The sequence below is a fragment of the Pulveribacter suum genome, assembly GCF_003013695.1.
In the GTDB taxonomy this organism is placed as follows: domain Bacteria; phylum Pseudomonadota; class Gammaproteobacteria; order Burkholderiales; family Burkholderiaceae_C; genus Melaminivora; species Melaminivora suum.
Genome location: NZ_CP027792.1, coordinates 3,001,763 through 3,014,408 on the forward strand (window position 1 = coordinate 3,001,763; position 12,646 = coordinate 3,014,408).

Annotated in this window: 11 protein-coding genes; 7 read left to right on the plus strand and 4 right to left on the minus strand. The window is 69.1% G+C overall.

Annotated features, from left to right (window positions below):
• Positions 1 to 19: 19 nt before the first annotated feature.
• A complete protein-coding gene (serA, locus tag C7H73_RS13730; protein ID WP_106847163.1) occupies positions 20 to 1,249 on the minus strand; it encodes a phosphoglycerate dehydrogenase in 1,230 nt (409 codons plus the stop codon).
• Between the two features lie 286 nt (positions 1,250 to 1,535).
• Between serA and ugpB the strand changes: the two genes are divergently transcribed.
• The 6 genes from ugpB (at position 1,536) to C7H73_RS13760 (ending at position 9,344) form a co-directional block, all read left to right on the plus strand.
• Entirely contained in the window at positions 1,536 to 2,849 is a 1,314-nt protein-coding gene (gene ugpB, locus C7H73_RS13735; RefSeq protein WP_106847164.1) for a sn-glycerol-3-phosphate ABC transporter substrate-binding protein UgpB, read from the plus strand.
• 123 nt (positions 2,850 to 2,972) lie between these two features.
• Complete coding sequence (ugpA, locus tag C7H73_RS13740) at positions 2,973 to 3,854, plus strand: sn-glycerol-3-phosphate ABC transporter permease UgpA (protein WP_106847165.1); 882 nt, start codon at positions 2,973 to 2,975, stop codon at positions 3,852 to 3,854.
• Between the two features lie 168 nt (positions 3,855 to 4,022).
• Positions 4,023 to 4,871, plus strand: coding sequence for a sn-glycerol-3-phosphate ABC transporter permease UgpE (gene ugpE / locus C7H73_RS13745; protein WP_106847166.1), 849 nt, complete (start codon positions 4,023 to 4,025; stop codon positions 4,869 to 4,871).
• Between the two features lie 63 nt (positions 4,872 to 4,934).
• Positions 4,935 to 5,939, plus strand: a complete 1,005-nt coding sequence (locus C7H73_RS13750; protein ID WP_106847167.1) for a sn-glycerol-3-phosphate import ATP-binding protein UgpC — start codon at positions 4,935 to 4,937, stop codon at positions 5,937 to 5,939.
• 34 nt (positions 5,940 to 5,973) lie between these two features.
• The gene (gene ugpQ / locus C7H73_RS13755) at positions 5,974 to 6,717 is read left to right on the plus strand and encodes a glycerophosphodiester phosphodiesterase (protein ID WP_106847168.1); all 744 of its coding nucleotides are present in this window, start codon (positions 5,974 to 5,976) and stop codon (positions 6,715 to 6,717) included.
• 110 nt (positions 6,718 to 6,827) lie between these two features.
• Positions 6,828 to 9,344 carry a DUF3772 domain-containing protein gene (locus tag C7H73_RS13760; protein WP_106847689.1) on the plus strand — a complete coding sequence of 839 codons (2,517 nt, stop codon included), beginning with the start codon at positions 6,828 to 6,830 and terminating at the stop codon, positions 9,342 to 9,344.
• Positions 9,345 to 9,399: 55 nt separating this feature from the next.
• Here the strand turns inward: C7H73_RS13760 and C7H73_RS13765 are convergent, their stop codons facing one another.
• On the minus strand, positions 9,400 to 10,287 hold the full coding sequence (locus tag C7H73_RS13765; RefSeq protein WP_106847169.1) for an N-formylglutamate amidohydrolase: 888 nt from the start codon (positions 10,285 to 10,287) through the stop codon (positions 9,400 to 9,402).
• A complete protein-coding gene (locus C7H73_RS13770) occupies positions 10,287 to 11,273 on the minus strand; it encodes a tripartite tricarboxylate transporter substrate binding protein BugE (protein ID WP_106847170.1) in 987 nt (328 codons plus the stop codon). The genes C7H73_RS13765 and C7H73_RS13770 overlap by 1 nt, the downstream gene beginning before the upstream one ends.
• A 140-nt stretch (positions 11,274 to 11,413) precedes the next feature.
• Here C7H73_RS13770 and C7H73_RS13775 point away from each other — a divergent pair, with 140 nt between their 5' ends.
• Positions 11,414 to 12,418, plus strand: coding sequence for a LysR substrate-binding domain-containing protein (locus tag C7H73_RS13775; RefSeq protein ID WP_106847171.1), 1,005 nt, complete (start codon positions 11,414 to 11,416; stop codon positions 12,416 to 12,418).
• On the opposite strand, the gene C7H73_RS13780 is transcribed toward C7H73_RS13775, so the two are convergent.
• On the minus strand, positions 12,323 to 12,601 hold the full coding sequence (locus C7H73_RS13780; RefSeq protein ID WP_106847172.1) for a hypothetical protein: 279 nt from the start codon (positions 12,599 to 12,601) through the stop codon (positions 12,323 to 12,325). The genes C7H73_RS13775 and C7H73_RS13780 overlap by 96 nt on opposite strands.
• Between the last annotated feature and the right edge of the window lie 45 nt (positions 12,602 to 12,646).

Below are 12,646 nucleotides of genomic sequence, written 5' to 3' on the forward strand. Positions count from 1 at the left end.
TCACTTCAATAGCAATAGATCAAAACAGCACCCGTGTGCGCAGCGTGCCCGGCACCTGGGCGAGCTTTTCCAGCGCCAGGTCGGAGGAGCGCGCATCCAGGTCAATCACCACGTAGCCGATGTCCTCGCGCGTCTGCAGGTACTGCGCGGCGATGTTGATGTGGTTGTCCGACAGGATGCGGTTGATCTGCGACAGCACGCCCGGCACGTTCTGGTGGATGTGCAGCAGGCGGTGCTTGCCCTCGTGGGCGGGCAGCGCCACCTCGGGAAAGTTGACCGACGAAGTGCTGGTGCCGTTGTCGCTGTAGCGGATGAGCTTGTGCGCCACCTCCAGGCCGATGTTGGCCTGCGCCTCCACGGTGGAGCCGCCGATGTGCGGCGTGAGGATGACGTTGTCCAGCCCGCGCAGGGGCGAGACGAACTCGTCCTTGTTGCTCTTGGGTTCCTTGGGGAAGACGTCGATGGCCGCGCCCGCCAGGCGGCCGCTCCTGATGGCTTCGGCCAGCGGATCGATCTCCACCACCGTGCCACGCGAAGCGTTGATCAGGATGGCGCCGGGCTTCATGGCGGCGATCTCGGCGGCGCCCATCATCCACTGCGTGGAAGGCAGCTCGGGCACGTGCAGGCTGACGATGTCGGCCTCGGCCAGCAGCGCCGCCAGCGACGGCGCCTGGCGCGCATTGCCCAGCGGCAGCTTGGCCACCACGTCATGAAAGATCACGTGCATGCCCAGGCTTTCGGCCAGCACCGACAGCTGCGAGCCGATGGCGCCGTAGCCGACGATGCCCAGCGTCTTGCCGCGCGCCTCGAACGCGCCCTCCGCGCTTTTCAGCCAGCCGCCGCGGTGCGCCACGGCGTTCTTCTCGGCAATGCCGCGCAGCAGCAGGATGGCCTCGGCCAGCACCAGCTCGGCCACCGAGCGGGTGTTGGAGTACGGCGCGTTGAACACGGCAATGCCGCGCTCGCGTGCCGCCGCCAGGTCGATCTGGTTGGTGCCGATGCAAAACGCCCCGATGGCCACCAGCTTGGGCGCGGCGGCCAGCACCTCGGCGGTCAGCTGGGTGCGCGAGCGGATGCCCACGAAGTGCGCGTCCGCCAGCTTGTCCTTGAGCTCCTGGCCCTCCAGCGCCCCGGGCAGCCGCTGCACGTTGGTGTAGCCGGCAGCAGCCAGGGCCTCGACGGCGCAGGCGTGCACGCCTTCGAGCAGCAAAAACTTGATCTTGCTTTTGTCCAGGGAGGTCTTGGGCATGGAGAAACACCGGTGGAGTTGCAGGGAGGCCATCATTGTGCAGTGCACAAATCCTTACTGACGTCAGGCGATTGGCCGGCCGGGCCCGCGCCGCACAGGGACATAAGTCCCCTACTTGTCAGCTTTGCGTAATGGAAGTGTCACAATTTGCACCTCCCGGGCGGCGGGTAATCCCCGTTGATGAGCGCTTTTTGCTGTGCCACAACGACATGTTCCCGTCACAAGGCGGCGCCACCATCGTGCGTTTTCGCCATCCGTCATTTCCCTAAAAAGGAGCTTTCACCCCATGCAAGTCAAACATCTGGCACTGGCCGCCTCCATGCTCGCCGTCAGCTTTGCCGCTCAGGCGCAGACCGAGATCCAGTGGTGGCACTCGATGACAGCGGTCAACAACGAGTGGGTCAATGACCTGGCCAAGCAGTTCAACGAAAGCCAGAAGGACTACCGCGTCGTGCCCACCTTCAAGGGCGTGTATGACGAAAGCATGACAGCCGCCATCGCCGCCTTCCGCTCGGGCAATGCGCCGCACATCCTGCAGGTGTTCGAAGTGGGCACGGCCACCATGATGGCCAGCAAGGGCGCCACCGTGCCCGTGGGCAAGGTCATGAAGGACGCTGGCGCGGACTTCAACCCCGCCGGCTACATCCCTGCCGTCGCCGGCTACTACACCGCGCCCAGCGGCGAGATGCTGAGCATGCCGTTCAACAGCTCGACCACCGTCTTCTACATCAACAAGGACGCCTTCAAGAAGGCCGGCCTGAACCCGGACAAGGCGCCCGCCACCTGGCCCGAAGTGTTCGATGCCGCCAAGAAGCTCAAGGCCAGCGGCCACAGCTGCCCGATGACGCTGGCCTGGATGGGCTGGACGCAGCTCGAATCCTTCTCGGCCTGGCACAACGTGGAGTTCGCCACCGAGAAGAACGGCCTGTCCGCCAACGGCTACAAGGCACGCCTGAAGCTCAATTCGCCCCTGCACGTCAAGCACATCGACAACCTGGCGCAGGCCGCCAAGAACGGCGAATTCGTCTACAAGGGCCGCGGCTCGGCCGCGCAGGCGTCGTTCACGTCGGGCGAGTGCGCCATGATCCAGACGTCCTCGGGCTTTTATGGCGACGTGGCCAAGAACGCCAAGTTCGCCTACGCCATCGCTCCCCTGCCCTACTACCCGGACGTGAAGGGTGCGCCGCAAAACACCGTGATCGGTGGCGCCTCGCTGTGGGTCATGGCCGGCAAGAAGGCCGAGGAGTACAAGGGCGTTGCCAAGTTCTTCGAGTTCCTGTCGCAGACCAAGGTGCAGGCCGCCAGCCACCAGCGCACGGGCTATCTGCCCATCACCATGGCCGCGTATGAGCTGACCGACAAGTCCGGCTTCTACCAAAAGAACCCCGGCACCGACGTCGCCGTGAACCAGATGGTGCGCAAGGTGACCGACAACTCGCGCGGCATCCGCCTGGGCAACTACGTGCAGATCCGCACCATCGAGGACGAAGAGCTCGAGCAGGTGTGGGCCGGCAAGAAGACGGCCAAGGAAGCGCTGGATTCCATCGTCAACCGCGGCAACGAACTGCTGACGCGTTTCGAAAAGTCCTACAAGAAGTAATCCCTGCCCGGCGCGCGCCGTGAGTGGCGCCCGCCGCGGCCGCGGCCCGCCCCCCCGCGCGGGCCGCTTCCTTTCCCGACGGCGGCACCCCGTGCGCCGGCGGTTTTTTGTTTTTGGACCGTCATGGAAAAACGCGTACTTTTCCGCTCCGCCTGGCTGCCGTGGGTGCTGATCGCACCGCAGCTGGCCATCATCATCGTGTTCTTCTTCTGGCCGGCCTGGCAGGCGGTGCTGCAGTCCTTCCAGATGGAAGACGCCTTCGGCATGAGCAAGGAGTGGGTGGGCCTGCAGAACTTCCAGCAGCTGCTCGATGACCCGTCGTACCTGAATTCCTTCAAGCGCACGGCGCTGTTTTCGATCCTGGTGGCCGGCAGCGGCATTGCGCTGGCGCTGGTGCTGGCGATCTTTGCCGACCGCATCGTGCGCTTTGCCATGGTCTACAAGACGCTGCTCATCGTGCCCTACGCCGTGGCGCCGGTGATCGCGGGCGTGCTGTGGGTGTTCCTGTTCTCACCCTCCATCGGCGTCATCACCTATTACCTGGGTGAGCTGGGCTACGGCTGGAACCACATGATGAACGACGGCCAGGCCATGGCGCTGATCGTCATCGCCTCGGTGTGGAAGCAGATCTCCTACAACTTCCTGTTCTTCCTGGCCGGGCTGCAGTCGATCCCGAAGGCGCTGATCGAAGCTGCCTCCATCGACGGCGCAGGCGCCTGGCGGCGCTTTTGGAACATCCAGCTGCCGCTGTTGTCGCCCACCACCTTCTTCCTGCTGGTCATCAACATCGTGTACGCGTTCTTCGACACCTTCGGCATCATCGACGCGGCCACGCAAGGAGGCCCTGGCCAGTCCACCTCCATCCTGGTCTACAAGGTCTATCAGGACGGCTTCAAGGCGCTGGACCTGGGCGGCTCGGCCGCGCAGTCGGTGATCCTGATGCTGATCGTGGTGGCGCTCACCGTGGTGCAGTTCCGCTATGTCGAGAAGAAAGTCCAGTATTAGGAACACCCCCCTATGTCGCTTCGCTCCATCCACCCGCTCTCGCAACGCTGCGCGTTGCGGGCAGGGGGACGCCGCCGGTGCTGCGGGGCGGCCCTTGCACGGCGGCTCTGGCACGGGTCGCGCCAGTGTTTTGGGTCGCGGGCTCTGGCATTCCTGTGAAGAAAATAAATGATTGATCGCAATCCCTGGCTGACCTTCGTCTCGCACGCCGTGCTGATCCTCGGCGTGGCCATCGTCGCCTTTCCGCTCTACTTGGCGCTCGTCGCCTCCACGCACACGGCGGACGCCATCGTGCAGTCGCCCATGCCGCTGCTGCCCGGCGCCCACCTGTGGGAGAACTACCAGGCCGCCCTGTTCGGCTCGGGCAAGCTGGGCTCCAACACCACCGTGGTGCGCATGCTGTGGGTCAGCTTCGTGATGGCCATGGTCATCACGGTGGGCAAGATCGCGATTTCGCTGCTGTCGGCGTTCGCCATCGTGTACTTCCGCTTTCCCTTCAAGATGCTGTGCTTCTGGGCCATCTTCCTGACGCTGATGCTGCCCGTGGAAGTGCGCATCCTGCCCACCTACAAGGTGGTGGCCGACCTGGGGCTGCTCAACACCTACGGCGGCCTGACGCTGCCGCTGATCGCCTCGGCCACGGCCACGTTCCTGTTCCGCCAGTTCTTCCTGACGGTGCCCGACGAGCTGGTGGAGGCCGCGCGCATTGATGGCGCCGGGCCCATGCGCTTTTTCGTGGACGTGCTGGTGCCGCTGTCGCGCACCTCGATCGCGGCGCTGTTCGTGATCCAGTTCATCTACGGCTGGAACCAGTACCTGTGGCCGCTGCTCATGACGACCAGCGAGGACATGTACCCGGTGGTCATCGGCATCAAGCGCATGCTGGCCGGCGGCGAGGCGGCCGTGGACTGGAACATCGTCATGGCCACCGCCATCATCGCCATGCTGCCGCCCACGCTGGTGGTGATGCTGATGCAAAAGTGGTTCGTCAAGGGCCTGGTGGACACCGAGAAGTAAGCATCAAATACCGCTCTAGCGCTTGTCCAGCAAGCGCTGAAAGCTACTGATTTAATAGCAACCATGGCTTCTATTTCCCTCAAGAACATCGTCAAGCGCTACGGCATCGGCAAGGCGGCCGTGCCCGTCATCCACGGCGTCAACGCCGAGATCCGTGACGGCGAATTCATCGTCATCGTCGGGCCTTCGGGCTGCGGCAAATCCACGCTCTTGCGCATGGTCGCGGGCCTGGAGGAGATCACCGGCGGCGAGCTGCACATCGGCTCGCGCGTGGTCAACAACCTGGAGCCGGCCAAGCGCGACATCGCCATGGTGTTCCAGAACTACGCCCTGTACCCGCACATGAGCGTGTTCGACAACATGGCCTACGGCCTGAAGATCGCCAGCGTTCCCAAGGACGAGATCCGTACGCGCGTGGACAAGGCCGCCAAGATCCTGGAGCTGGGTCACCTGCTGGAGAGGAAGCCGCGCCAGCTCTCGGGCGGCCAGCGCCAGCGCGTGGCCATGGGCCGCGCCATCGTGCGCCAGCCGCAGGTGTTCCTATTCGACGAGCCGCTGTCCAACCTGGACGCCAAGCTGCGCGTGCAAACGCGCCTGGAGATCCAGAAGCTGCACCGCGAGCTGGGCATCACCAGCCTGTTCGTCACGCACGACCAGGTCGAGGCGATGACGCTGGCCGAGCGCATCATTGTCATGAACGCCGGCAACATGGAGCAGTTCGGCACGCCCGAGGAGGTCTATCACACGCCCGCCTCCACCTTCGTGGCCAGCTTCATCGGCTCGCCGCCGATGAACCTGCTGCAAAACGCCCCCGGCGCGCAGCCCGGCCAGCTGCTGGGCATCCGCCCCGAGCACCTGGATGTGGGCGAGGACGGCTGGCCGGTGCTGGTGGAGACCGTGGAAATGCTGGGCGCCGAGCGCCTGATCTACGGCCGCCTCAACGGCGAGCAGCTCGTCGTGCGCGTGGAAGAAGGCACGCTGTGCCCGGCCCTGGGCTCCACCCTCCATGTGAAGCCGCGCGCCGATCGCCTGCACGCCTTCGACGCCACGAGCGGCAAGCGCATCTGACGCGCCCGACGTATCTGACGCGAGGAGCCGCCCCATGACCGCCCTGCCCCACTGGCCCTACCCGCGCTGGATCGCCCACCGCGGCGCCGGCCGCCTGGCGCCCGAAAACACCCTGGCCGCCTTTCGCCTGGGCGCCGCGCACGGCTGGCGCATGTTCGAGTGCGACGCCAAGCTCAGCGCCGACGGCGTGGTCTTCTTGCTGCACGACGCGACGCTTCCGCGCACCACCAATGGCCGCGGCACGGCCGGCGAGCTGGCCTGGAGCGAGCTGGCGCAGCTGGACGCCGGCAGCTGGCATTCGCGCCAGTACGCCGGCGAGGCCATCCCCACGCTGCAGGCCCTGGCACGCTGGTGCCTGGCCAACCGGCACCACCTGAACATCGAGATCAAGCCCACGCCGGGCACGGACGAGGCCACCGGGCGCGCCGTCGCCGCCCTGGCCGCACGGCTGTGGCACGGCCAGGACGTGCCGCCGCTGCTGACCTCGTTCAAGCCGCTGGCGCTGTCGGGCGCGCGCGAGGTGGCGCCGCAGCTGCCGCGCGGCCTGCTGCTGGACCAGTTGCAGGACGGCTGGCTGGACACCGCCCTGCAGCTGGGCTGCGTGGCCATCGTCTGCAACCATGCACTGTGGACTGCCGCGCAGGTGCAGGCCGTGCACCAGGCGGGCCTGCGCGCGCTCAGCTACACCGTCAACGACGAGTGGGCGGCCGAGCGGCTGATCGCGCTGGGCACCGACGGCATCATCAGCGACCGCGTGGACCTGTTCAGCCCCGGCTGAGCATCAGCCGCGCCGGCAGCGGCGGGCTTGCCAGCATCTGGTTGCCGCCGTTCACAAATCCCTGCAGGGCCACTCCTGGCCGCGCCCGGGGCTCGCAGACAATGGCCGCCATGCCGCGCCACGCCCCCTGCCGCCCTGCCCTTGACACCCTGCTGCGCCTGCTGACGGCCCTGCTGCTGGCCTGCACGCTGGCCGCCCCGGCCGCCGCCGCGCCCGCCGCACCCGCTGCGCGGCCGCAGGCCGCCGCCAGCGCCCCGGCGGCCTCGGTGTCGGCCAGCGACGGCCAGCCCCTGCCCTCCGTGGACGAGCTGCGCCGCCGCCTGGACGCCGTTCCCGCCAAGCTGGACGAAGAAGGCGACGGGCGCAAGCTGGTGGGCGAAGCCAACGCCATCGGCACCGCCGCAGAACGCCTGGCGGCCCAGCGCGCCGCCGACCTGGCCGACATCGACCTGCGCCTGCAGGGCCTGGGCCCGGCCCCGGAAAAGGGCGCGCAGGCCGACGCCCCCGACGTGGCCCAGCAGCGCACGGCCCTGAACAAGCAGCGCGCCACCATCGACGGCGAACTCAAGCTGGCCCGCCTGATCAGCGTGGACGCCGAGCAGCGCGCCGGCGACCTGACGCGCCAGCGGCACGCGCAGTTCCAGGCTGCGCTGGCCTCGCGGGCCGACTCGCCCCTGAGCGCCCGCTTTTGGCGCAACCTGCGCAACGCCGCGCCGGGCGACCAGGCCCGGCTGCAGTCGCTGGCCCTGGACCTGCGCAGCTCCATGGAAAGCGCCCTGCAGCCGCCGCGGCGCACTGCCTCCTTCAGCTCGCTGCTGGCCGCGCTGCTGCTGATTGTGGCCGGCACCTGGACGGCCGAGCGCATCCTGGTGCGCCTGCTGCCCGTCCATCTGCCCACCACCCGGCTGCGGCGCAGCCTGCTGGCCGCCGCCGCCATCACGGCCAACGTGCTGCTGGTGGGCGCGGCCATGCAGCTGGCCTGGGGCGCGCTGACGGCTGCCGAAGACCTGACCGACCCGCTCAAGGCGCTGGAGCGCGCCAGCGTGCGCGCGGCGGCCTATGCGGCCTTCGTCATCACGCTGGGCCACGCCCTGCTGGCGCGCCGGCGCCCCAGCTGGCGGCTGCTGCCGCTGAGCGACGCGCAGGCGCGCCGCCTGGCGCCCTACCCCTGGTGGATCGCGCTGCTGTCGGGCGTCGGCACGCTGGCAGTGGAGGTCAACGCCATCATCGGCGCCAGCCTGGCGGCCGAAGTCTTCACGCACGCCCTGCTGGCGCTGCTGCTGGCCTGCGCCACGGGGTTGCTGCTGGTGCAGGCGCGCCGGCGCGTCGTGCCCAGCGCCGCCGAAGAACCCGCCGCCGAAGGCACGCCCACGCCGCTGGTCAACGTGCGCCCGCTGTGGCTGGGCGCGCTGCTGGCGGCCGCCGCCGTGGCGGTGCTGGCGGCCATGGTCGCGCTGCTGCTGGGCTTTGTGGCACTGGCCAGCATGCTGGCGCGCCAGACGGTGTGGTTCGGCGTGGTGTTTGCCACGGCCTACCTGCTGTTCATGCTGGCCGAGGACCTGAGCGAGGCGCTGCTGTCGTCGCGCGGCGCGGTGGGCCGCCACCTGCACAGCGCGCTGGGGCTGGAGGCGCGGCTGCTGGACCAGCTGGCCGTGCTGGCCTCGGGCGCGCTGCGCGTGCTGCTGTTCTTCTACATGGTCATCGCGCTGATGGCGCCCTTCGGCACCGGGCCGGACGAGCTGTTTCGCCGCGGCAGCCGCTTTGACGGCGCCCTGAAGATCGGCGAATTCACCCTCGCCCCGCAGGCGCTCGCCACGGCGGCGCTGGTGCTGGTGGCCGGCTTCGTGGCCATCCGCATGTTCAAGCGCTGGCTGAGCGATGCGTACTTTCCCAGCACGGCGCTGGACCCGGGCATGCGCAGCTCCATCACCACGCTGCTGGGCTATGTGGGCGGGGTGGTGGTGATCGCCATCGCCCTGGCCGGCTTGGGCATCAGCGTGGAGCGCATCGCCTGGGTGGCCAGCGCCCTGTCGGTGGGCATTGGCTTCGGGCTGCAGGCCATCGTGCAGAACTTCATCTCCGGCCTGATCTTGCTGGCCGAGCGGCCGGTGCGGGTGGGCGACTGGGTCAAGCTGGGTGACACCGAGGGCGATGTGCGCCGGGTGAACGTGCGCGCCACCGAAATCCAGGTGGGCGACCGCTCCACCGTCATCGTGCCCAACTCGGAGTTCATCACCAAGACGGTGCGCAACATGACGCTGGCCGGCTCGCAGGGCCGGGTGCAGCTGAGCCTGCCCGCGCCGCTCGATACCGACGCCCGGCGCATGCGCGAGCTGATCCTCACGGCCTTTCGCGAGCACCCGGCCATCCTGGACGAGCCGGCGCCCGCGGTCACGCTGGACGGCATCCAGGGCGGCACCCTGATCTTTGTGGCCACCGGCTGGGTGGTCAATCCGCGCAACGCCGGCGGCACGCGCAGCGACGTACTGTTCGCCCTGCTGGACGCGCTGCGCGCCGAAGGCCTGCACCTGTCGCCACCGGCCACGACCTTCGTCACGCCCGGCGGGCAGGACGGCCCCGCGGGCGAGCCGCCAGAGCGCGCGCCCACGCCGCCCTTCGGCAGCTGATTGCTATTATTTCAATAGCTGCCAGCGCTTTCCCAGCAAGCGCCAGAGGCATATTTCATGCCAAATGACGAGTGCGCTCGCGCACGTAGGCCGCCACCACGGCCAGCAGCGCATCCAGGTGGCGCTGCAGCGGCGCGAAGCCGGCGTGGGGCTCGCGCGTGTCCTCGTCCATATAGACGGGCCGGCGGATCTCGATCTGCAGGCTGTGGCGGCGCAGCCGCGGCTGGCCGATGCGCCCGATCAGCTCCGCGCCCTTGTAGGGCTCGTTGTAGGCGACGCTGTAGCCAAAGCCGTGCAGCGTGTCGCCGATCAGGTGGATGAACTCGGGCGCGCAGGTGGTGCCGTCGCGGTCGCCCAGCACGAAGTCCGCCAGCGGCGGCGCATCCTGGCGGCCCAGGCGCTGGTACACGTCGCCGGGCATGGAGTGCAGGTTCAGGTGCCACACGCCGCCAAAGCGGGCCACGCTCTCGTCGATGGCGCGCTGCAGCTGCGCGTGGTAGGGGCGCCAGCAGCGCTCGATGCGCGCGCGCACCTCGGCCACGCCCAGGCGGCGTGCATACAGCGGCGTGGCCACGCCGGCCTGCACCAGCTGCTGCCACACCAGGCCCAGGCCCTGGCGGGTCTTGGGGCCGGGGGCCAGGGGCGGGCCGTCCCACGCGCCGTCCATCTGCGCCGGGTCCAGGTCGGTCTCGGCGCGGTTGGGGTCGATGTAGGTGCGCGGAAAGGTCGCGGCGATCAGCGTGGCGCCGTGGGCCGGCGCGCACTGCCACAGCGTGTGCACGTGCGTGTCCTCGCCGCGGCGCAGCAGTGCCAGGGGCACGGCGTGGCCGAAGTCATCGGGGTAGTGCGTGCCGCTGTGGGGCGAGTCGCACACCAGGGCCAGCGCCTGCCTCTCGGGGCGCCACACCTGCACCGGTCCGGGCGCCTGCTGCAGCGCCGCCATCAGTTCAGACGGATGTTGGCGCGCCTGGCCACCGCCGTGTAGCGCTCGATGGCCGCCTGGATCTGCCGGGCGAACTGCTCGGGCGTGTTGGCTATGGACTCGCCGGAGATGCCCTTTTGCTTTTCCAGGTAGTCGGACATGGCCATGACTTGGTGCGCCGCGGCGTTGAGCTTGTCGATGATGGGCCTGGGCGTGCCGGCGGGCGCCACTAGGCCGAACCAGCCGCCGTCGCCCATGCCGGGGTAGCCCAGCTCGCTGTAGGTGGGCACGTCGGGCAGCACGGGGCTGCGCTTGAGGGCCAGCACGGCCAGCGGGCGCAGCTTGCCTGACTGGATGTTGGACAGCGTGGAGGGCAGGTTGTCGGTCATCGCGTCCACCTGGCCGCCCAGCGCGTCGGTGATGGCCTGGCCGGCGCCCTTGTAGGGGATGTGCAGCAGGTCGATGCCCGCCAGGTTCATGAAGTTCTCGATGTTGGCGTGCCCCAGCGAGCCGGCGCCCGGCGAGGCGAAGGTGTACTTGCCCGGCCTGGCCTTGGCCAGGGCGATGAACTCCGCCATGGTCTTGGCCGGCACGCCGGGGTGCACCACGAACACGCTGGGCACGCTCATCACGTTGGTGATGGGGGCGAAGTCCTTCACCGCGTCGTAGGGCAGCCTGGCATAGATGGCGGGGTTGGCGCCGTGCGTGCTCACCGTGGCCATGCCGATGGTGTAGCCGTCGGGCGCGGACTTGGCGATGGCATCCGCGCCGATGGAGCCGCCGGCGCCGCCCCTGTTGTCCACCACCACGGGCTGGCCCAGCACCTGCGTCATCTTGTCGGCCAGCATGCGCGCGACCATGTCGGTGGAGCCGCCAGGCGCAAAGGGCACGATCAGCTTGATGGGCCGGCTGGGGTAGTCGCCCGCCTGGGCGTTGGCCAGCGGGGCGAAGGCCGCGGCCGCAGCGCAGGCGGCCAGGGTGGACAGCAGGGTACGGCGCAGCGCCATGGGGGTCTCCTCGTTGGAATCGGTATGGGAAAAGCGGTTGCTCTGGGGCGCCGCGATTCTTGGCCAGCACCGCCGCCTTTGAATAGCGACACAATGGCCCCGACCCATTACCGCTGCTCATACCTTCGACCGGAGCGCCCATGCGCATGCATTCACCGTCCCTGCCCGAGCTCCACGCCTTTGCCGCCGCGGCGCGCCTGGGCAGCTTCTCGCGCGCGGCCGCAGAGCTGGCCGTGACCCAGGGCGCCATCAGCCGCGCCATCGCCCGGCTGGAGGAGCACCTGGGCGTGCTGCTGTTCACGCGCGAGGGCCGGCGCAGCGTGCTCACGCCCGTGGGCCTGCAATACCTGGACGTGGTGGGCCCGCCGATCGCCAGCATCGAGTCGGCCTCGCAGGCACTGCGCACCGGGCGCAGCGCGCGGCCGCTGCGCCTGTCGGTGGCGCCCACGCTGTTCAGCCAGTGGCTCATCCCTCGCCTGCCGCAGTTCAGCGACCGCCACCCCGGCGTGGCGCTGTCGTTTGCGCCCTACCAGCGCGACGACCCGCTCACGGCGCCGGAGATCGACGCCTGGATCCGCGTGGGCGGCCAGGCCTGGCCGGCGGGCATCGCCGCGCACTATCTGGTCGGGCGCGAGCTGGTGCCCATCTGCCGCCCGCAGGACCTGCAGGGCCCGCAGGCCATCCGCCGCCCGGCCGACCTGCTGGCGCGCCCGCTGCTGTTTCACACCCACTACCCCGGCAACTGGGCGCACTGGCTGGCCGGCGTGGGCTGCGCGCACGGGCCCCTGGCGCCGGCAGCGGACTTCGACCAGGTGGCGCTGCTCACGCAGGCGGTGATCGCCGGGCTGGGCGTGGCCGTGGTGCAGCGCTGCCTGGTGGAGGCCGAGCTGGCCGCCGGGCGCATCGCCATCGCCCCGGACCTGCCCGTGCCCACCGCGCGCGGCTACCACCTGTGCCACGCCAGCGGCCGGCCGGCGCACCCGGCGCTGCCCAGCCTGCGCGACTGGCTGCTGCAGCAAGCGGCCGGCGCGCCAGTTGCGCCCGGTGCTTCAGGCGCGCCAAGCGCGCAGCCACAGCCACTGGCTGGTGGCGCAGGCCACAGCCAGGGCGCCGTAGGTCAGCATGCGGCCGTCGCGCCCCGATAGCGCCAGCCCGCCCGCCAGCACGGCGCTGCCGACTACGAAATTGATAGCTGCTGGCGCAAGCCAGCCGCGCCCTTGCGCCGCTTTCCGCATGAAAACATGGCTGGCCAGCACAAGCAGCAGCGCCACGCCCAGGGCGGGTGCGAACAGGTTCAGCAGATGGATGGCGAAGGCGAGGGGGTTCATGCGGACATGACGCAGATCAAGGCCTATGCCCCCGGGGCTGGCTGT